Below are 19,245 nucleotides of genomic sequence, written 5' to 3'. Positions count from 1 at the left end.
TCAAGCCTTCTCTCACTTTAAATCTGGCATGATAATTTCATATAAATAATAAATTAATCAGATTGGATGTGAATAAAATGAACGCTTCAATAAAAAGCAAAATAGAAACTGTATTAGAAAAAGAAATCCGCCCCATCTTAGCAGAACATCAAGGCGATGTCGAAATAGTCGACTACCAAAATCGTATTCTGCGAATCCGCCTAACGGGAAAATGCAGCGGATGTCCGTCAGCTCAATTAACGACGGAAGAACTAATCGGAGCGAAGATTCGTGAGTCCATAGATGATATCCAAGATATCATCTTAGTAACCGGAGTCAGCGATGATCTCATCGCTCAAGCTAAGGATATACTACGTATGCGCCACATGCAGAGGTAAGTTATGAAAATAGGCATAAAATATTGCGGCGGCTGCAATCCTCGCTATGATCGCAGCAAAGAAGTGGAGAAACTCAAAAAAAAATTTCCCCAACATACTTTTACGTATGATACGGAAAATACGATCTGTGATTTCTGCCTTCTCGTCTGTGGCTGCATGACGGCTTGTGCCGATACGACCGGTATCGCAGCACGACAATTTCGTCCCCTTCTCACACCTCAGCAGTTTAGCCTCTTTGCAAAAGAATTAGAGGATCTAGATCAGTTCCCCCTTCTGCAAAAAAAAGAAATCCATTTAGGGGACACGGCGTGTATGACCAGGACGTTTACAGAAGAAGACATCTTCCAATTCGCTGCCTTAACCGGCGATTACGGAAAGCTCCACACAGATTCAACCTTCGCTGCCCTACACGGGTTCGGCCGCCCCGTCATTCACGGAGTGTTGACCGCCAGTCTGTTATCCTCCATCATGGGAACCATTCTCCCGGGTGATGGAACGATTTTAATGGATGAGCAGTTAACCTTCACAGCCCCAATTTATCCCGGCGATACAATTAAAGCCTCTATAGAATTAACTCATATCGAAGAAAAGAACCGTTGGTACATCGGAGAATTCCGAGGAATCTGCCGGAAATCAGACGGAACAGTTGTCGTTGAAGGCACCATCCATCAATTGATGATGAAAACATTATTTAGCTATAGCAACACATCGAATTACAAAGAAGAGGAGAATTAGCTATGACAAACTTAGAAAAATACGAACACCTTTTTATGACTAACTTTAAATTAAACAAAGAAGACCTTCCCGGCCTGAAATATCGCAGCATCAAGTTATGGGATTCCATGGGCCATATGACATTGATGGAAGAAATGGAAGATACCTTTGATATTTCCATCGACACCCCCGATGTATTAGCTTTCAGCTCTTATGAAAAAGGAATGGATATTTTACGAAAATACGGCGTCGATATCTAAATGGTCGACAAAATAATCGTTGATGCCTTGACCGACAGTAACTGTTATCTGTTGGTTTCCGGTAATCACGCACTAATCGTCGATCCCAATGACTACAAAAAAATCCATTCCTATCTTAATCAAAATGCTCTAATTCCAGAGCTCATTATTTTAACACATGAACACTGCGATCATATAGCAGCTCTCAACGATCTCAGAAAGCAATATCCCGTAAAAGTCTTATGCAGCGCAGCCTGCAGCTCGGGGATTCAAAGCACAACCCTAAATATGACAAGGATTATGGAAACTTATTTATATTTTAAAAGTAAGGGCAAGCTTCACATTTCCTACCCGCCCTTTACCTGTCAAGCTGCAGATATTACCTTTGAAGAAACCTACAGGGCGACTTGGAGGCAACATACGATTTTATGTCTATCCGCCCCGGGGCACACTCCCGGCAGCAGCTGCATCATCATCGACGACTCGTTCTTGTTTTCCGGAGACTACTTTATTCCGAATGAAAGTGTAATCACACGTCTTCCCGGCGGTGACGAAAATGCCTATGAAAAATTCGGCAAACCACGCTTATACAGCTTACCCACCCCCATAAAAACATATCCCGGCCATGGGACACCTTTTGTATTGACAAAGGAGGTGAAGGATGCCTATGGACTATAATACTTGGCTGGACCAACCCCCTTTTGATTGGACCCAAGCGGAAAAAGAAAAGCATTATGTGAACCTCTTATCCGAATTAACGAATCGACACAGTACAGCCTGTCCGCCTTATGGTCAGGCCTTACAAACTCTAAACCTAAAGCGAGCTCATTATAATGAACTCTCAAAAATTCCAATGCTTCCCATCTCTATTTTCAAGACTGAAGAGTTAAAAAGTATTAGTGACCAAGAAGTTTTTAAAGTCATTACCTCATCGGGAACCTCCGGCATGGCATCTCACTTATATCTCGATACGACGACAGCCAGCAATCAACAATTTGCCTTATACCATATTGTGGAAAGTTTTATAGGCTCTGCTCGTTTGCCGATGCTCATTATCGACACCCCCGATTTATTAAAAAATCGCGCTGCATTTAACGCCCGTGGAGCTGCTATTTTAGGATTTTCTATCTTTGCAAAGCGAAAGTATTATGCCCTTAAGTCCGATCTCTCCATCGACTTAGAAAGTATCCGTACCTTCATTCAAACTTATCATGATCAGCCGGTGCTCATATTCGGCTTCACCTTCATGATTTGGCAGTATTTATGTGAGGCACTAGTTGATTACCCCGGAGTCATCGACTTATCCAATGCCATCGTCATCCATGGCGGAGGCTGGAAAAAAATGCAGGATCGTGCCGTCTCTCCCCAAATCTATAAAAAACGGCTATACGATCAGTTTAAAATTAAAGAAGTCCACAATTACTACGGTATGGCCGAACAGACCGGATGTATTTATATGGAGTGTGAACAAGGGCACCTCCATGCCAGCATTTTTTCAGACATCATCATTCGCAATCCCGAAAATTTTTCGCCTTGTGCGATTGGAGAGTCAGGAATCGTTCAAGTATTAACACCTTTGGCAACCTCCTATCCTGGTCACTCCATTTTGACCGAAGACACAGGAACCTTATTAGGCATCGATGATTGCCCTTGCGGTCGTTTAGGAAAGTATTTCCGCATCGACGGCCGTATTGCCAAAGCAGAAATAAGGGGGTGCAGCGATGCACACAGCTAAAAAGTTCACAACAATCGCGGGAATGATCCCGGAAAAAATAACGCCATATCCCCCATTCTCCCCCTTAATAGTTCAATTCTGCAAAGATTTCGCGCGCCAACTGCAAAGTCATCCGCTGGCAAAAGACAATCCGTCCTGGGCAGCCTTTAGTTTTTGGCTGCGGCCGAGAAAAGTAGAAGAATATAAATCATTATTACCCCCAGCTCAATCTCGATTAGGCCGCGGCTTAACCTTCCACATTGCACCGGCTAACATGCCTGTCATGTTTTTATACAGTTTATTTATCTCATTATTAGCCGGTAATGCCAATGTTGTCCGCATTTCCCCCAAGCTGCTGCCAAACGTTGTCCCCATTTGCAGCCTGTTCGATTGCCTTTTGCAAACGCCTTCGTATAGATCATTATGGAATCAAAATGCCATTATAACCTATGATCACGAAAAAAAAGTAACCGACAAATTTTCAAAACATTGCGACAGCCGCATGATTTGGGGCGGAGATAAAACCATTTGCGAAATCAGAAAATCTCCGTTATCTCCCCGGGCAATCGATATTCCCTTTTCCGATCGCTATTCTTTGGCAATCTTTGACAGCAGCTATGTTGCGACCTGTTCAGATGAAGAATTAAAAGAAAAGATCCATCGCTTTTATTTAGATACCTATGAGGTAGATCAAAACGCTTGTTCATCACCAAGACTGATTTTTTGGCTTGGACCGGATAGAATTTTTAAAGAGGCTCAGTCTCGATGGTGGAATGCAGTTACGCTTGAAGTACAAAAATATGACCTGGCTCCCATCAAGGTAAGCCGAAAGTTCACGGAAGCCTGGCGATTCGCCATGCACGAAGATGAAATTCAATCCGTCGCATATGAGAATAATCGCCTTTATGTCTATACCTTGTCTTCCCTGCCTGCTGATTTAACCCAATTATCCGGAACTTTTGGTCAATTTTTTCAATATCCCGTACAAAATTTATCTGACATCCTTCCCTACCTTACGGCGAAAGTCCAGACCATTACTACATTAAATGTATCCTCGGCTGAAATCCGCAGTCAGCTGATCCAAGCACAAGCCACCGGCGTCGATCGAATCGTACCGATTGGCCAGGCCATGGATATGGATATGATCTGGGATGGCCGCAATCTACTGGAAGCACTAACCCGTATCATTCGTTAGGAGGGATACTTATGTTGTGTTTTTTTGATGAAAATCCGAAGTATAAAAATCACCTTTTGTTCACTGACGGAACAGGCCATTCTATTATCTATGGCGATTGGTACGAACATAGCAAAAGCGTCCATCAAATAATAGAAAACAAGCCCAAACAATTAGCCGCGATTATTTGTCATAACACGATAGGCTCGGCCTTATCCTATCTGTGTTGTCTGCAAAACCGCATCGTCCCCCTGCTAATTGATCACGATATGGATGCGAAATTACAGCAGCACTTATTAATGCGCTATAACCCCAATTATGTATTTAAGCCGGTGGATGACATAGAAGAGCCAATTTATACACTGTATGATTATGGTCTTTATCCCGTTAACGAAGTCCCTCACTCCATTCACCCGGATTTAGCTTTGCTATTAACGACATCCGGAAGTACCGGAAGCCCCAAGTTAGTCCGCCAAAGCTATAAAAATATCCAGTCAAACGCCGCATCTATCGCAGAATACCTGAAAATCACCAAAGCAGATTACCCCATTTCATCACTCCCGATGCACTATACCTTCGGCCTGTCAGTTATCAACAGCCATGTACTGCAAGGGGCCTGTGAATGTCTGACAGAGGCTACGGTTTTCGACAAACAATTTTGGGATATCTGCAAAAAAGAAGATATCACTTCCCTTGCAGGCGTACCTTTCACCTTTGAATGTTTGAAGCGCATCGGAATCATGTCTATGGATTTACCCAAATTAAATCTGATGATTCAAGCCGGCGGCCATTTATCGACACGGCTGCAAAAAGAATATCTCGAATTTGCACACAAAACGGGAAAACGATTTATCGTCATGTATGGACAAACAGAAGCAACGGCCCGCATGTCGTATCTCCCCTTTGACCGTGCCTTAGAAAAACTTGGGAGTATCGGCATCGCGATTCCGGGCGGGACATTCCGCATCATGGAAGATGAAAAAACAGAAATCACCATTCCGAAAGTAACGGGAGAGCTCTGCTATGACGGCCCTAACGTAACCATGGGCTATGCACAGAAGGCAGAAGACTTAGCGTTAGGCGATTTACGCCACGGCCGGCTCTATACCGGTGACATGGCCTATGTCGACCAAGACGGCTACTACTACATTACGGGCCGAAAAAAACGTTTCTTAAAAATAATGGGAAAGAGAGTAAATATGGATGAAGTCGAAGAACTATTAAAAAACAACTTCGACTTTAGTGACTTCGCTTGTACCGGAAAAGATGATGACCTTCATATCTTTATGACTGTCAATGACGACCGACAATCAAGCATAGAAGATTATTTAATCGATAAAATTGGTCTTCATCTTCATTGCTTTACCCTTCACCAGATAAACAAAATTCCAAAAAATACCTCCGGTAAAACCCAATACCCGGTACTAAATGAACTAACCGAAAGGAAAGGGGGATAATACGATGGAAACTAACTTAACACTGACCCAAAAAGAATTGCAAAAACTTTCAACGAATCAAATTCAATCGTTGAATATTCTGGCTTTGTCTACGGAATCCCTCTACAATCTGCTCCAAAAAGAGTCTGAGGAAAATCCCTTCATGGAATATAGTCCCAATCAAAGATCTTCCTCAAACAACGACACTTCCTTTTTAGATTTTGTAGCGGCTCCCGAAGAACAAAGTGTCAAACAATTTATTTTAGAGCAAGTAAATCCGACTAATTTTACTACTCCCCAATGGGCTCTTTTTTCTTATTTAGCCGATTACGTGGATAACCGAGGGTATCTGACAATAACGGAAGACGAGCTGACACAAAAATTGCCCTTACCGGCAGGCCTTTTTGAGTTCTGTCTGCATCGTCTCCAAAGTTTAGATCCTGCCGGTATCGGAGCCCTATCGCTAAAAGACTGTTTAAAACTGCAGTTAAAGCGCACTCATAAGTTAACACCATTATTAGAAGATCTGATTGATCATCACCTTGCGACCATAGGCAAACAAAAAATTTCCCCAATTTACCAATCTGTAAAAGGCTCTAAAGCAGAGATTGATGCCGCTATTTCCCTTATCAAGAAATTAACCCCGGCCCCACTCAGTCCTTTTTTCGAAACAGAAACCTCCTATATTATTCCCGATGTGATTATCCAATTCACCAACAACGGTCATGAAGTTATTTTAAACGACTCCTGGTCAGCATCTTACTCTATGAGCGATTACTATGTACGAATGATGCAAACAACGACAGACGAGAGCGTAAAAGAATATTTCCAAACAAAATATACCCGATGTCGTCTACTTTTTTATAACATTGAACGCCGCCGCAAAACGCTGCACGCCTTAACTGACGCCATCTGGAGTTGTCAACATGACTACTTACAAAACCAAGGCCCTTTACAGCCGATGACCCTCGCAGATATTGCAAAAAAAGTAGGCCTTCACCCGTCTACGATCAGCCGCTCAATAAGGGATAAATACTTACAAACGCCGCATAAGACGATTTCATTCAAGCAACTATTCCAGAGGCCTTTCCCAAAAACGAAAACAACCATTTCCAAAGATGCTGTAAAACAAGCTCTCGCACATCTGATTGAAAACGAAGATGTACACCATCCTTATAGCGACGACCAATTGACCGATTTGTTGACGAGCCAATTCGGCCACACCTTTTCTCGACGGTTAATTCAAAAATATCGAGGAATAATGCATATTTCCAACTCCTACACCCGTCACCAAAAATACAAATCCCCCTATCGCCACTAATTTCCAGCCTCCATCCATCTTGCTGTCATAATTAAAAATTGTTATAATTATAACATATATACATGCATAGTGTATCAACTTCAGAAGCCCCATCGGGACTCCTTTATTGTCTGCTGTAAAGGAGAAAATAGTTATGACAAATACAGCAAAAATTTTTTCTACCCTCTCAGAGGCACAAGAGCGGCTAAATGCAATTATCGAGCATTCCTTTGACGGTATATTTATTACTGACGCTAAAGCCAATGTAGTACGCATCAACCACGCTTATGAAATTATTACCGGCTTGAAAAAAGAAGAGGTCCTTGGTAAAAATATGGCTGCTCTGGTTCGTGATAAATTGATATCTGAATCCGGTTCCTTACAAGTCATCAAAACAAAACAGCCCGTTACCATACAGCAGCGTTTCCGTTCCGGAAAAGAGGCCTTAGTAACGAGCTCTCCCATTTTTGATAAAGATGGGAACTTTATTATGGTCGTGACCAACGTCCGAGATTTAACCGAGATTTATAACTTAAAAGCCGTCGTACAAGAAAAAACGGCCGCCATGGACCGTTTAGCCCTAGAATTGGCTCATTTGCAAACGACATCTGAGGAAAACCAAGAAATCATTGCCAAAGATGAAACGACCTTAGCCGCCATGCTGCTGGCCAATCGAGTTTCTTCAATGGACACTACAGTAATGCTGCTTGGTGAAACCGGTGTCGGTAAAGAAGTAATGGCTCGATATATCTTCCAAAACAGCCATCGAGCTAAAAGTAGTTTCATAAAAGTAAATTGCGGGGCCATTCCGGAAAGCCTCATTGAAAGTGAGTTATTCGGATATGAAAGCGGTGCCTTCACGGGCGCTAATAAAGGGGGAAAAATCGGTCTCTTCGAGCTGGCAAATAACGGGACCTTATTTCTTGATGAAATCGGTGAACTTCCCAAAGACATGCAGGTAAAGCTGTTACGAGCCCTGCAGGAACAAGAAATCATGCGGGTTGGCGGCACAAAACCCATAACCATTGACGCTCGAATCATTGCCGCAACCAACCGTAATCTCGAAGAAATGGTAAGAAACGGCACTTTCCGAGAAGATCTCTATTACCGGCTCACCGTCTTTCCGATATCGATTCCTCCCTTGCGAATGCGAAAAAAAGACATCGAGCCCTTATCAATATCTTTCTTGGAAAAGCTGAATCAAAAATACCAAATGAAAAAATATCTAACAAACCTGTCCATGCAGCTGCTCCATGAATACGATTGGCCCGGCAACATCCGCGAATTAAAAAACATCGTTGAACGGGCCATTATCATCAGTTCCTCGGATGCCATTCAGCCGGAAGACCTTCACATCCATCCTGCCAGCAAACCCATCGTAATCATAAAAGAAAAGGAAGCCGAAAATACGCCTGCCGACTTCGACGCACCGCCGGTTGAGTTTCCACTAAATTTAAAAGAAATCCTAGAAAAGATCGAGTATAATTATATGCAAAATGCATATGAAATCTTCGGCAACGTCCGAACAGCCTCAAAAAATCTGGGGTTAACGCCATCCACTTTTGTCCGAAAACGAAAGCAATATGAAGATCAACATTAGAAAGGAAGATGTCACATGCAAAAATTAATTGCTCTCAAGAAAACAAGTTCAGCCTGTCCTATCAAGAATTTCTAACCAAGGACCCTGTTCGGTCAAAGGAGAAGTCAACCTCTTGAATTTAACTTTGCAGTAATAAATTCCCACAGCATCGTCACGTGGATCGTCATAGCGTTATAGGCGCCGGTTGCATCATGCCGCACGATGGCATCGACAATACGGCGGTGATAAACATAGGTGTTGTTGTCCCGCAGGGCATCGGCCGTCGATATGATATTCTTTTTGACGGAAGTATGAAGGATATAGGATAGGTTGGTCAAGACCCGATTTCCGCTGGCTTCGGCGATCATCATGTGCAGGGCAATATCTTCATCTTCATATTCTTCATTGGATTGAATAAGTTTCTCTACTAAAGCACACTGGTCCAGTAATTTTTGACACTGTTCGTCTGTCGCATGGATGGCCGCTAACAAGGCCGTCTGGGGCTCAATCATCAGACGAACGTCGAGGAGATCGATGGCCAGGCGGTCATCGTCATAGATAAAGGTCAGTCCCAAGGGATCGCTGGGAACACCGCAGCGTTTCGAAATAAAGGTTCCGGATCCTTGCCGCACTTCTAAGATGTTGCGGGCACTTAAGGTCCGAATCGCCTCCCGCAGGGTCGAACGGCTGACATTCAAATCTTCCATCAACTCCGGTTCGGTCGGCATTTTATCACCGGGCAGCATTTGCCTCGACGTAATAAAATCAATGATGTTATTGGAAGTTTCTTCAATTTTAGATTTTGAGGGCTTAGAATTAACCATATCAAACTCCTTACTAGCATATACGCGCTGACTGATACATATAGGATAACAGATACACTGCCAAAATGACAATAAAAAGAGAAAATCAACCAATCGATAAAAAAACGCCGCTTCAAAAGCAGCGTTTTTTTCATCTCCTCATTTCTGAAGGATTTCAATATAATTAATAATTAAATCAGCGCCTTTTTCTAAGGTAATGCAGCTGGGGTTCACGGAAACCGTGGAATTTAGCATCTGCAAGGTGAATCAACTGTCGATCGTACAAGGGCACGCTCAATTTTTTTGACAGAATCTGAGCCAATTCTCTGCCGTTCCCATATTGACGCTGATGGCAATAACCGTGCCTTCTTTCATGACCGAAGATGCGCCTATGCTATTTAAGGACATCCTTATTGACGAGATACGTCGCTTTTTCTCCATTCAGGACGCTGGCAACACCGCGTGCAGCCTTCGTTTTCAGGTCTATTTCCGATTCTTCCGAATACCAGGCAATGTGCGGCGTAATAATGACATTATCCAAGGTCAGCAAGGGGTTATCTTTTTCAATCGGTTCATGAACCGTGACATCCAACCCGGCATAGCCGATTTTTCCATCTTTCAAAGCCCGGTACAAGGCGGCTTCATCAATCAAAGGTCCGCGCGACGTATTGACGACGATGGCCGTCGGTTTCATCCAGGAAAGGGTTTCGTCATTCAACAGATTTTCCGTATCTTTGGTCAAGGGTACATGAACCGAAACGATGTCCGACTGCATCAAAACGTCCTTCAAAGGCAGCATATCAACGCCTTCCTTCGCTCCCGCTTCAGGGGAAACATAGGGATCGTAAGCCAAAATTTTCAAGCCAAAGGCCTTCATTTTTTGAGCAACCATTCTGGGGATACGGCCAAAACCTAAAAGGCCCAAGGTCTGTCCGTTGAGACGATGGATTGGCTTTGCAATTTGATAGTCCCAGCCGCCATGGTGCACCTGATGATTCAAGATATTCAATTTCCGATGGCAGGCCATCATCAAGGTAATCGCCTGATTCGACACTTCATCCATACAAAAATCCGGCACATTGACAACCTGGATTCCCAAGTCCGTCGCAGCCTTAAGATCGACGGTATTGACGCCAACGCCATAGCGGCCGACGACTTTCAAGTTCGGCAGCGATTCCATGACCCTGCGGGTAATCGGTGCATATTGATTGAGCAATCCGTCTGCATCTTTACAGTTTTCAATAATCGCGTCTTCCGTTTTAGACTGCGTCGGAACCAAGACGGCTCCAATTTTAGCGACTTCGTTTTTTTCAGGTTCCAATGTTCCATAATCATAATCTGTTACGTATACTTTAAATGCCATGATTTCAACACCCTTTCTTAAACTCTCATAGGATCAGATTCTGCTAAGTCATATTTTCGTACCATCGGATCAAAAGCCGCCAAGACCCAGAAGTAAGCATTTTGACTTCCCGGGCAGCCCACCGTCGGGTGATAGCCATAAGGCGCCTGAACCATGGTTCCCGAATAAACGGGATGGACGACGATGTCATCCACGTCACCACTGTTTTTATAACTGAGGTGGAAGCCGAATTTAGGTTTCGGCATGTCGAAGTAGCAGTAGACTTCTTCTAAATATTTTTCATGCTGGTGCGGCGGCCAGCTCGTCCACGAGCCTTCACCGCCCCAGGTAAGACCACAAATCAATCGTGAAGCCTTGTCCGTCGGCGCCAGGGTAAACATGACTTCCCGGCGGCACGGCCCGGCTCCGTGAATCTGATGAAAATCGCCGATTGGCAAGGACCGGTCAAACTTACGGACGAGAGGTTCGCCAATACCGTCAAACACAGCGCCGGCAATATAGAAGATGCACTCTTCAACTGCCGTGATTTGAACGGCATGTCGGCCCGGAATATAGAAAGAATCTAATTTTTCCAATTCCACCTTGCCCAAGCCCTCGTGTTCCATGACAGCCCGGCCCTGAATCAACACGGCATGCAGTTCCCGTCCATCGTCCTCCAAGCGGTAAGAAGCTCCTTTAGGGAGATTCAAGCGAAACAATTGCGCCACCTGACAGGCTGACTTATCCGGCGTAATGACCGAATGGAACCCCATAGATTCCGGCGACTGCACACGCCACGACGTCATATCATTCATATCCATTATAAACCCCTTTCTTTATAAAAACAGTGTCGTAGATACCGGAACAGTACAACGGCAAAATAAACAGCTTCTTATCCGATGAAAAAAGGAATGTCACCGCTGACAATCTTGCCCGTATCGAGTTTGGTTACCGAAGCTGCTGCAAAGATATTGACAGCAACCGGCGGCACCGGGAATTACATTGATTTTAATTCTGCCGCCAGTCTTATCGCAGACTCTTTTTGAAACTACTTTAGCTCCTTGATAGTAGCAAGCAGCTTCTCCGTCCGTTAATGACCTGCGAAGAACTGTGGGATTTTCCTTCGTATAAACTCGATTTTCTTTTTGTCTCGCACAGCCACTCAGGGTAATAAGCATCAGACCGGTAAGAAAAATACATAACACTTTCTCACAATCCCCTCATTTTTCATCATACGTTTTCCTTGTTGCCCTAATAATACATCAGATGAATATCTCTCGTCAACACGAACATCAGGCTATTGCAATATTGTAATAACCTCCATTATTCTTATGATTTATTCGTAATTTTCCCGCTGTTTTTATTAATTATATCATTATATGTTCTCTTAATGCCTTCCAATACAGCCAGATTTTCACTTGTGTTTTTTTCTATTATCTTATAAAATAGAGTTGTACATCACAGATAATTCATGTGATGATTCATCTATGTTCCAATATATACTTCAATAAATCATCATATCATTTTAGGGAGGAATGTATTATGTCTATATTAAATGATTTCGCATTAACCGGGAAAACAGCTATCGTAACCGGCGGCGGCCGCGGACTCGGCCGCGGCATGGCCGAAGCCTTGGCCGAAGCGGGCGCTACGGTATTAATCATCGGATCCAGTGCCAGTGCCGAAAAGACGGCTGCCGAATGTCGTCAAAAAGGCCTTTCGATGTTAGCCCTGCAAGGCAACTTACTCGACCAGGAACAGGTTCCTGTCATCTTTGAAAAAGCCTTAACAGCCTTGGACGGCCGCGTCGACATTCTGGTCAATAATGCCGGCATGCAGCGCCGTCACTTTTCCGAAGAATTTCCGCTCAGCGATTGGACTGATGTCCTGAACCTCAACTTAAATACGGTCTTTCAACTTTGTCAGCTCGCCGGACGCAATATGCTGACCCGAAAATCCGGTAAGATCATCAACGTCGCCTCCATGCTCAGTTTCTTCGGCGGATATACCGTTCCGGCCTATGCAGCCAGTAAGGGCGGCGTCGCGCAGCTCACCAAAGCCCTCGCCAACGAATGGGCCGGCAAAGGCCTCAACATCAACGCCATTGCTCCGGGATACATGGCAACAGAAATGAATACCCAGCTGATAGAAGACGACGTCCGCAGCAAAGAAATTTTAGACCGCATCCCGGCCAAGCGTTGGGGGACACCGGAGGATATGAAGGGCATTACGGTTTTCCTCGCCAGTGCTGCTTCGAATTATTTAAACGGGGCCATCATCCCCGTCGACGGGGCGTACCTCGTCCGTTAGAGAAAAATCAGCCGCTGAAATTCCGCCTATATATACAAATAAATAGCTTCGCTCATGACATTTTTACTCCTAGAGCGGCACGAACTCCCTCCTTGACATAATTTGACATATGTCAGCTATCTATCTATAATAAATAGCGTAAAGGAGGGATTTTATGCCGAGACCACCGCGGTGCCGACGTGTTTGTTCACTGCCTGTTTCATCAGCCTTCGGACCGGTTGACCGACGGCAATCGGAAGATACGGTTGCCATGGGAGTCGATGAATATGAAGTCATCCGCCTGATCGACTGGGTCGGACTGACACAGGAAGAGTGTGCCGCTCAGATCAATGTAGCTCGCACGACGGTGACCGGTATTTATAATTCGGCCCGCCGCAAGCTGGCCGACGCCCTCATTCATGGCAAAGACCTCGTCATCGAAGGCGGCCATATCCAAGTTTGTGAACGTTCCGGCTCGTGCCGTCACGACTGTTGCCGTGCCGGAAAGAAAAGTTCAAAGGAGAATGATCCCAATGAGTGAAAATTGTACACACGACTGTTCCAGCTGCGGCAGCTCCTGCGCACAGCGCAACCAGCCTCAGAGCCTCCAGGCAGCCCCTCACGAAGGTTCCCACATCAAGCACGTCATTGCCGTCGTCAGCGGCAAGGGCGGCGTAGGCAAATCCTTGGTTACGTCCCTGATGGCTGTAGAAATGCAGCGCCGCGGCTTTAAAACCGCCATCCTCGACGCCGATATCACCGGCCCGTCGATTCCGAAAGTCTTCGGTCTGACCGGTCATGCCACCGGCAACGACAACGGCATCAACCCCGTTACGACCAAGACCGGCATTAAGGTCATGTCCATGAACCTGCTGTTGGAAGATGTCGCGGCTCCCGTCGTATGGCGCGGACCGGTCATTTCCGGCGCCGTTAAACAGTTCTGGACCGACGTCATCTGGGGCGACATCGACTACATGTTCGTCGATATGCCGCCGGGAACAGGCGACGTTCCCCTGACGGTCTTCCAGTCCCTGCCCATCGACGGCATCTTAGTCATTACGTCTCCGCAGGAACTCGTTTCCATGATCGTTGAAAAGGCCTTGAACATGTCGGAAATGATGCATGTTCCCGTCTTGGGCTTGGTTGAAAACATGAGCTACTTCCAGTGCCCGAGCTGCCAGGAAAAACACGAAATCTTCGGCCACAGCCACGTCGAAGAATCGGCACAAAAATATGCCATTCCCCATACGGCAAAACTTCCTATCGATCCGGAATTCGCAGCCCACTGCGATAAGGGCGATATCGAAGGGTATCCGGCAAGCTACTTATCGGATACAGCTGCCTACCTCGACAGCGTCCTCGGTCAGTAAGCATAAAAAAATGCTGCCGCAATCTGAAATTGCGGCAGCATTTTTTATGAAACGGCAGTGTAACGGAGCTTTTGAGCAAAGCCGTATTTATTTTGCGTTTTTCGTAGCATCGACGCCGAGGGCACGCATGATTCCGAAGAATACTTCCGTGTTATCCATAACGCCTTTGAAGTATTCGGAACCCGGACCTTCTGCATTCAACGGTACATCGTCGGCTGCATGAGTTTCATCACCAATGGTAGCGGGGATGTTGGCCGGAACGAGTTCCATAGGATCGCCTGCGTGGTGACGAGCCGGATTGCCTTTAGCAACGACGGTCGAAACCTGATGGTATTCGGTCTTATCGCCGGCAACCTGAGCTTCCTGTTTAGTAACCGTCTGAGAAATCGTCGGATAGGTCGGTTTCTGCTGGAAGTGGTAGTTTTCATAATATTCCGGATGGTTAGCATACTGAACAGCCAGGGTTACATCGGGATCCGGATTATCGGGGAAGCCGTCGTGATCGGCATCCTTGAAGGTCGGGAAGATGGAATCGGCATAGGTGCGGACAGCTTCAATGCCTTTCTTTCCGTCGTGTTCATGGTAAGTACCGGTAATGGAAGCACCGTGAGCATGGTCAGCGACGACGATGATCAAGGTGTCATTGCCGTGTTCCTTATTCCATTTCTGAGCATATTCGATAGCCTTATCGAATTCGATCGTATCGTACGTAGCACGCTGCCAATCCATGGCATGGAGCTGTTTGTCGATCGATGCGCCTTCAATCATAGCGAAGAAGCCCTTCGGATTCTTGCTGAGGATATCCAAGGATTTTTTCGTCATATTGATGAGGTTCGGCTGATCCGTATATTTACCTAATACTTCAGGATTCTTGAGCATTTCACGATCGATATAAACGTTCATCGTGCTCGGATGGAAGAGGCCCAAGAGCGGTTTATTGCTGTCGGCAGCCATCATTTCTTTCGAGTTCGTAACGAAGGTGTAGCCTTTATTTTTAAATTCCTGGATGACGTTTTCATTGTCATGGCGTTTGGAGCCTTTTTCCGACTGGGGAATGTATCGGCTGGAGCCGCCGCCCATGATGACGTCCGGACGATGGTAATCTTCGAGGTATTCCGAAGCTAACAGATCCTGGTTAGCACGGCGGCGCGTATGGCCAACCATAGCGGCCGGCGTAGCATCCGTCGATTCAGCCTGGGTGATGATGCCGATGGACATGCCGCGAGTACGTTTCAGGATTTCGGCAACGTTTTCAACGCGGGGATCGTCCATGGGGTCTTTGGTGGAGTCTTCGTAAACGCCGAGAGCGTTGACGACCGATTTATGACCCGTAGCATAAGCCGAAGCCGAGTTGGCACTGTCTGTCGTCAGAGCATCATAGCCGCTCGTCGTAATCAGCGCGTTATGGGGCATTTTTTCCATCGCTAAGAGATCGTTGTATTTCCCGTTGGTAAGGCCTTTGGAAATGATGCGGGCCATTTCTCTGGCCTGCAGGGACATGCCGTCACCGACGAAGAGGATAACGTTTTTAGCCTGTTTCTGAGCCTTTTCCTGAACAACCGTGTAGCGTGCATCGGCAGAATTCGTGCCGTCTGCATCGGTAGCCGAAACGCGGACCGTATATTTACCGGTCTTCGGGAAATTTACCTGGTTGACACGATAAGAAACGACGCCGTTGCCCAAATCTTTCCCTTCCAGTTTCTGTCCGAAGAATTGATTCGCATTCTGACCATTAATCGTAATATCGACGTTCTTCAAATCTTTAGCATTAGAAACTTCAACATCAAAGTCAAATTTAGCACCTGCCAAGAATTTAGCCGTATCTACCGGTAAGATCCGGACATCGGCTGCCTGTACGCCGGGGACGACGCCTAACAGGGAACCACAAGCTACCATAGAAAGAATTGCTCTTTTTAACCATTGTCGTTTCATATCATGACCTCCTAAAAGACTACATTGATAAGAACAGTATAGGGACCTTATACATAGAAACTGTCAAATCCATGTATAATATTTGTATAAGTTAACTTTTACTCGTAAAAAGGATGTGAACTATAATGATTTACAGTTGCTTTGATGTCGGCGGAACAGCGATCAAATTCGGCCTCATCGACGAAGAAGGACACTTCCGCCAAAGAGGCCTCGTCCCATCGGGAGACGGCCCGGCCATCGTCGCTGCCGTTCGCAGCCTGATCCGTCAGCAGCAGGAAGAGGTATCCCTTGCCGGCATCGCCCTGTCGACGGCAGGCATCGTAAACACGGGAACCGGCACGGTAGAATACGCCCTCTCCATCCCCGGCTATACAGGAACGCCGTGGAAAACGTTGCTAGAGGCAGAATTCAATCTACCGGTCAGCGTCGAAAACGATACCAACTGTGCCGCCCTCGGTGAATATTGGCTCGGTGCCGGAAAGGGCGCCTCCTCGTTCTTTGCCGTAACCGTCGGCACCAGCATCGGCGGCGCTATCATAGAAAATGGTCGGGTACTGCACGGAGCCCGCTTCGCAGCCGGCGAAATCGCCTATATGCGTCTTCCTGCCGGCCGCTTCCACGACGTCGCTTCTGCCGCCTTTCTCTGCCGGGAAATCGCAAAAGCAAAGGACGCCGCACCGAAAGACGTCGACGGCTACCGGGCCTTTCAATGGATTCGCGAGAAGGACCCGCAGGTACTCCCGATTTTCCATACATTCTGCCAAAATTTGGCCGACGGCCTCACCAATATCATCAGCCTCTTCAACCCCGAGCAAATCATCGTCGGCGGCGGCATTATGAGCCAGAGCGATTTGATACGCAGCCCACTCGAAACAGCCTTGTCCGAACGCCTGCCTGAAAGGATGCTTCCGCCCAAGGGCCTCGCTTTCGCTAAACTTCAAAATGACGCCGGTCTCTTAGGCGCTCTATATGTACTGAAAAATCAAAAATCAGCACTCGGATAGATTCTATCCGACAAAAAAGAAGGTCAAGGTGACAGAACACCTTGGCCTTCTTTATATTACATATAATAGATTTTATTGTATCGGTTCGTTGTACACCAGTTCACCGGCGACGACCGTAGATTTTACATGGAAGTCATTGCTGTCCAATACGACGATATCGGCCTGTTTGCCTTCTTCGAGAGATCCGATGCGGTCGTAAACGCCGAGGGCTTTGGCCGGATTGATCGTAGCCATGGCGATGACGTCGGGAAGGGCGGCTCCGGAGTTCAGAATAAAGTTGAGGATGACTTCATTCATAGGCGCTACACTGGCTGCCAGTGTCCCGTCAGCCAGGCGGGCTTCGCCATTCTTTACGAATACCTTCTGACCGCCCAGGCTCGATTCACCATCACCTTGGAGGCAGGCACGCATCGAATCGGTGACTAAGATGAGGCCGTCCCGTCCTTTCATCTGATAGGCCAGTTTCTGAGCTGCCGGATGAACGTGCAGATTATCGCAAATCAGTTCGCAGCAGGCATCTTTATGAAGGAGGGCGGCGCCGACGAGGCCCGGTTCCCGGTGGCGGAAGGGCGTCATGGCATTATACAGATGGGTTACATGGCAGTCTCCGAGGGTTTCCATGCAGTCCGCGGCCTGTTCAAAAGAAGCACCCGAATGACCTAAGGATACGACGATTCCCTTATCCTTACAGGCCTGCAGGAACTGTTTATTCTTTAAGCGTTCCGGAGCCAAGGTGATGATTTTTATGACGTCGGCATAAGGTTCCAGCCAAGAGAAATCCGGATCCTGTATGCAGTCTTCGGACTGAGACCCCTTATAGAGGGGGCTTACAAAAGGCCCTTCCAGGTGCGCCCCGAGGACCTGGGCCCCGCCGGTATAATTTTCCTTCGCCGTTCTGATCCGCTTCAAGGCTTTTTCAATGACACCTTGTTCCATGGTCATCGTCGTCGCCGCAAAGGACGTGACGCCCGTCGCCGGCAGCGCCTGCTGAATCGTCGGCAGGGCCCGGTCATCGTCATCCATGACGTCAGCACCGGCACAGCCGTGAATGTGTTCATTAATAAAGCCGGGAACGACAAACCCTCCGTTGGCATCGATAAATTCCGAACACATGCCCACTCTGAACTGCTTGCGCGGAACGATGCGCCATATATCTTTTTCATACATAATAACCTGTCCATTGACAATTTCATTCGGCAGGACTAAAAGTCCGTCGATAATTGCTTTCATGATACACGCCTCCTAAAATCGTATTCACTATTTCCAGTATACCACAAACATAAAAGCTGTGGAAATTGTGGATATATAAAGTGGATAACTTGTGAATATGTCCGAAAATGGCGTTTTTATGCTTTGTCCTACTGTGGATATCTTTCCACAATCTATCCACATATTGTGAGTAAATCATCTTCTCCACTTATCCACATTTCTACAAGAATTATACACATTGTGAATATTCATATTTTCCTCCAAGAAAATAGCTTAGTTAAGCCATTTAATCAGTCTTTCCACTGGGGATATATATTTATCCACGGGACTTATCCACATTTCAATACATAATCTCCTTAAAGTATACACCGAGAAAATCTGCACAACTATGCGGCTTCAAAAAAAATATCCACATTTCTGTCACTGTTGTACACAGAAAATGTGGATACATTGTGAATGAAACCAAGGGCGTCTTATTCGACGGGACGGCTCCAATCGATGTGGACACCTGTCGCCCGCCACATATAACACATGGCCAGTTTCAGCGTTTCCAAGCTCGACGTCGGAACGGCACTGATAGTTTTGTACTGAGAAAGGTCGGTGTACTGATGAAGGACCTTTTCCGTCGTCAAATACTCCCGTGCCCGTTCGTTTACGGCTTCATCATTCAGATGAACGCCCAGTTCCTTCGTTTCCGTATTATACTCGATATACCCGTTGTTATTGTCACCGGTATGGGCGACGACTTTAAAAATTGCCATGT

19 protein-coding genes are annotated in these 19,245 nt (G+C 46.2%); 13 read left to right on the top strand and 6 right to left on the bottom strand.

All coding sequences use genetic code 11. The annotated features are described in order from the left end of the window. Positions 1-77 precede the first annotated feature (77 nt). From QZQ46_RS06750 to QZQ46_RS06710, 9 genes are all read left to right on the top strand, one after another. Positions 78-377, top strand: coding sequence for a NifU family protein (locus tag QZQ46_RS06750; protein ID WP_296828196.1), 300 nt, complete (start codon positions 78-80; stop codon positions 375-377). Between the two features lie 3 nt (positions 378-380). Beyond that, entirely contained in the window at positions 381-1,112 is a 732-nt protein-coding gene (locus QZQ46_RS06745; protein WP_296828194.1) for a MaoC family dehydratase, read from the top strand. 2 nt (positions 1,113-1,114) lie between these two features. Continuing rightward, a complete protein-coding gene (locus QZQ46_RS06740) occupies positions 1,115-1,351 on the top strand; it encodes an acyl carrier protein (RefSeq protein ID WP_296828193.1) in 237 nt (78 codons plus the stop codon). Continuing rightward, complete coding sequence (locus QZQ46_RS06735; protein WP_296828192.1) at positions 1,352-2,008, top strand: MBL fold metallo-hydrolase; 657 nt, start codon at positions 1,352-1,354, stop codon at positions 2,006-2,008. Then, positions 1,998-3,065, top strand: coding sequence for an acyl-protein synthetase (locus QZQ46_RS06730; RefSeq protein ID WP_296828190.1), 1,068 nt, complete (start codon positions 1,998-2,000; stop codon positions 3,063-3,065). The genes QZQ46_RS06735 and QZQ46_RS06730 overlap by 11 nt, the downstream gene beginning before the upstream one ends. Continuing rightward, positions 3,052-4,239, top strand: coding sequence for an acyl-CoA reductase (locus QZQ46_RS06725; protein WP_296828188.1), 1,188 nt, complete (start codon positions 3,052-3,054; stop codon positions 4,237-4,239). Before QZQ46_RS06730 ends, QZQ46_RS06725 begins: the two co-directional genes overlap by 14 nt. Before the next feature lie 11 nt (positions 4,240-4,250). Next, positions 4,251-5,675, top strand: coding sequence for an AMP-binding protein (locus tag QZQ46_RS06720; RefSeq protein ID WP_296828187.1), 1,425 nt, complete (start codon positions 4,251-4,253; stop codon positions 5,673-5,675). A 4-nt stretch (positions 5,676-5,679) separates the two neighbouring features. Continuing rightward, positions 5,680-6,975: an RNA polymerase factor sigma-54 gene (rpoN, locus tag QZQ46_RS06715; RefSeq protein WP_296828186.1), complete on the top strand. Its 1,296-nt coding sequence runs from the start codon at positions 5,680-5,682 to the stop codon at positions 6,973-6,975. 133 nt (positions 6,976-7,108) lie between these two features. Next, positions 7,109-8,554, top strand: a complete 1,446-nt coding sequence (locus tag QZQ46_RS06710; protein ID WP_296828184.1) for a sigma-54-dependent Fis family transcriptional regulator — start codon at positions 7,109-7,111, stop codon at positions 8,552-8,554. Between the two features lie 104 nt (positions 8,555-8,658). Here QZQ46_RS06710 and QZQ46_RS06705 read toward each other — a convergent pair whose 3' ends face one another. The 3 genes from QZQ46_RS06705 to QZQ46_RS06695 form a co-directional block, all read right to left on the bottom strand. Next, positions 8,659-9,357, bottom strand: coding sequence for a FadR/GntR family transcriptional regulator (locus QZQ46_RS06705; RefSeq protein ID WP_296828182.1), 699 nt, complete (start codon positions 9,355-9,357; stop codon positions 8,659-8,661). Positions 9,358-9,730: 373 nt separating this feature from the next. Then, positions 9,731-10,699 (bottom strand): C-terminal binding protein, encoded by a 969-nt coding sequence (locus QZQ46_RS06700; protein WP_296828180.1) that lies wholly within the window; start codon positions 10,697-10,699, stop codon positions 9,731-9,733. A gap of 17 nt (positions 10,700-10,716) precedes the next feature. Then, positions 10,717-11,499, bottom strand: a complete 783-nt coding sequence (locus tag QZQ46_RS06695; RefSeq protein ID WP_296828177.1) for a 5-deoxy-glucuronate isomerase — start codon at positions 11,497-11,499, stop codon at positions 10,717-10,719. A gap of 721 nt (positions 11,500-12,220) precedes the next feature. Here QZQ46_RS06695 and QZQ46_RS06690 point away from each other — a divergent pair. From QZQ46_RS06690 to QZQ46_RS06680, 3 genes are all read left to right on the top strand, one after another. Then, positions 12,221-12,988, top strand: a complete 768-nt coding sequence (locus QZQ46_RS06690; protein ID WP_296828175.1) for an SDR family NAD(P)-dependent oxidoreductase — start codon at positions 12,221-12,223, stop codon at positions 12,986-12,988. A gap of 154 nt (positions 12,989-13,142) precedes the next feature. Beyond that, the gene (locus tag QZQ46_RS06685; RefSeq protein WP_296828172.1) at positions 13,143-13,508 is read left to right on the top strand and encodes a DUF134 domain-containing protein; all 366 of its coding nucleotides are present in this window, start codon (positions 13,143-13,145) and stop codon (positions 13,506-13,508) included. Beyond that, a complete protein-coding gene (locus QZQ46_RS06680) occupies positions 13,501-14,337 on the top strand; it encodes an Mrp/NBP35 family ATP-binding protein (RefSeq protein WP_292279734.1) in 837 nt (278 codons plus the stop codon). The genes QZQ46_RS06685 and QZQ46_RS06680 overlap by 8 nt, the downstream gene beginning before the upstream one ends. 87 nt (positions 14,338-14,424) lie before the next feature. Here QZQ46_RS06680 and QZQ46_RS06675 read toward each other — a convergent pair whose 3' ends face one another. Continuing rightward, the gene (locus QZQ46_RS06675) at positions 14,425-16,269 is read right to left on the bottom strand and encodes an alkaline phosphatase (RefSeq protein ID WP_296828170.1); all 1,845 of its coding nucleotides are present in this window, start codon (positions 16,267-16,269) and stop codon (positions 14,425-14,427) included. Positions 16,270-16,394: 125 nt separating this feature from the next. On the opposite strand from QZQ46_RS06675, the gene QZQ46_RS06670 reads away from it, so the two are divergent. Further along, on the top strand, positions 16,395-17,273 hold the full coding sequence (locus QZQ46_RS06670; RefSeq protein ID WP_296828168.1) for an ROK family protein: 879 nt from the start codon (positions 16,395-16,397) through the stop codon (positions 17,271-17,273). 72 nt (positions 17,274-17,345) lie between these two features. Here the strand turns inward: QZQ46_RS06670 and nagA are convergent, their stop codons facing one another. Continuing rightward, the gene (gene nagA / locus QZQ46_RS06665; protein WP_296828166.1) at positions 17,346-18,503 is read right to left on the bottom strand and encodes an N-acetylglucosamine-6-phosphate deacetylase; all 1,158 of its coding nucleotides are present in this window, start codon (positions 18,501-18,503) and stop codon (positions 17,346-17,348) included. Positions 18,504-18,955: 452 nt separating this feature from the next. Then, positions 18,956-19,243 (bottom strand): hypothetical protein, encoded by a 288-nt coding sequence (locus tag QZQ46_RS06660; protein WP_296828164.1) that lies wholly within the window; start codon positions 19,241-19,243, stop codon positions 18,956-18,958. Positions 19,244-19,245: the final 2 nt, after the last annotated feature.

This window comes from uncultured Megasphaera sp. (assembly GCF_900539295.1).
GTDB lineage: Bacteria > Bacillota > Negativicutes > Veillonellales > Megasphaeraceae > Megasphaera.
Note: the sequence above shows the minus strand (reverse complement) of the source record. Positions and strands in the feature narration are given on the sequence as shown.

Excerpts from the sequence above, each read along its gene's own strand:
- QZQ46_RS06750 (WP_296828196.1), top strand. The coding sequence starts at position 78 with ATGAACGCTTCAATAAAAAGCAAAATAGAAACTGTATTAGAAAAAGAA.
- QZQ46_RS06745 (WP_296828194.1), top strand. The coding sequence starts at position 381 with ATGAAAATAGGCATAAAATATTGCGGCGGCTGCAATCCTCGCTATGAT.
- QZQ46_RS06740 (WP_296828193.1), top strand. The coding sequence starts at position 1,115 with ATGACAAACTTAGAAAAATACGAACACCTTTTTATGACTAACTTTAAA.
- QZQ46_RS06735 (WP_296828192.1), top strand. The coding sequence starts at position 1,352 with ATGGTCGACAAAATAATCGTTGATGCCTTGACCGACAGTAACTGTTAT.
- QZQ46_RS06730 (WP_296828190.1), top strand. The coding sequence starts at position 1,998 with ATGGACTATAATACTTGGCTGGACCAACCCCCTTTTGATTGGACCCAA.
- QZQ46_RS06725 (WP_296828188.1), top strand. The coding sequence starts at position 3,052 with ATGCACACAGCTAAAAAGTTCACAACAATCGCGGGAATGATCCCGGAA.
- QZQ46_RS06720 (WP_296828187.1), top strand. The coding sequence starts at position 4,251 with ATGTTGTGTTTTTTTGATGAAAATCCGAAGTATAAAAATCACCTTTTG.
- rpoN (WP_296828186.1), top strand. The coding sequence starts at position 5,680 with ATGGAAACTAACTTAACACTGACCCAAAAAGAATTGCAAAAACTTTCA.
- QZQ46_RS06710 (WP_296828184.1), top strand. The coding sequence starts at position 7,109 with ATGACAAATACAGCAAAAATTTTTTCTACCCTCTCAGAGGCACAAGAG.
- QZQ46_RS06705 (WP_296828182.1), bottom strand. The coding sequence starts at position 9,357 with ATGGTTAATTCTAAGCCCTCAAAATCTAAAATTGAAGAAACTTCCAAT.
- QZQ46_RS06700 (WP_296828180.1), bottom strand. The coding sequence starts at position 10,699 with ATGGCATTTAAAGTATACGTAACAGATTATGATTATGGAACATTGGAA.
- QZQ46_RS06695 (WP_296828177.1), bottom strand. The coding sequence starts at position 11,499 with ATGGATATGAATGATATGACGTCGTGGCGTGTGCAGTCGCCGGAATCT.
- QZQ46_RS06690 (WP_296828175.1), top strand. The coding sequence starts at position 12,221 with ATGTCTATATTAAATGATTTCGCATTAACCGGGAAAACAGCTATCGTA.
- QZQ46_RS06685 (WP_296828172.1), top strand. The coding sequence starts at position 13,143 with ATGCCGAGACCACCGCGGTGCCGACGTGTTTGTTCACTGCCTGTTTCA.
- QZQ46_RS06680 (WP_292279734.1), top strand. The coding sequence starts at position 13,501 with ATGAGTGAAAATTGTACACACGACTGTTCCAGCTGCGGCAGCTCCTGC.
- QZQ46_RS06675 (WP_296828170.1), bottom strand. The coding sequence starts at position 16,269 with ATGAAACGACAATGGTTAAAAAGAGCAATTCTTTCTATGGTAGCTTGT.
- QZQ46_RS06670 (WP_296828168.1), top strand. The coding sequence starts at position 16,395 with ATGATTTACAGTTGCTTTGATGTCGGCGGAACAGCGATCAAATTCGGC.
- nagA (WP_296828166.1), bottom strand. The coding sequence starts at position 18,503 with ATGAAAGCAATTATCGACGGACTTTTAGTCCTGCCGAATGAAATTGTC.
- QZQ46_RS06660 (WP_296828164.1), bottom strand. The coding sequence starts at position 19,243 with ATGGCAATTTTTAAAGTCGTCGCCCATACCGGTGACAATAACAACGGG.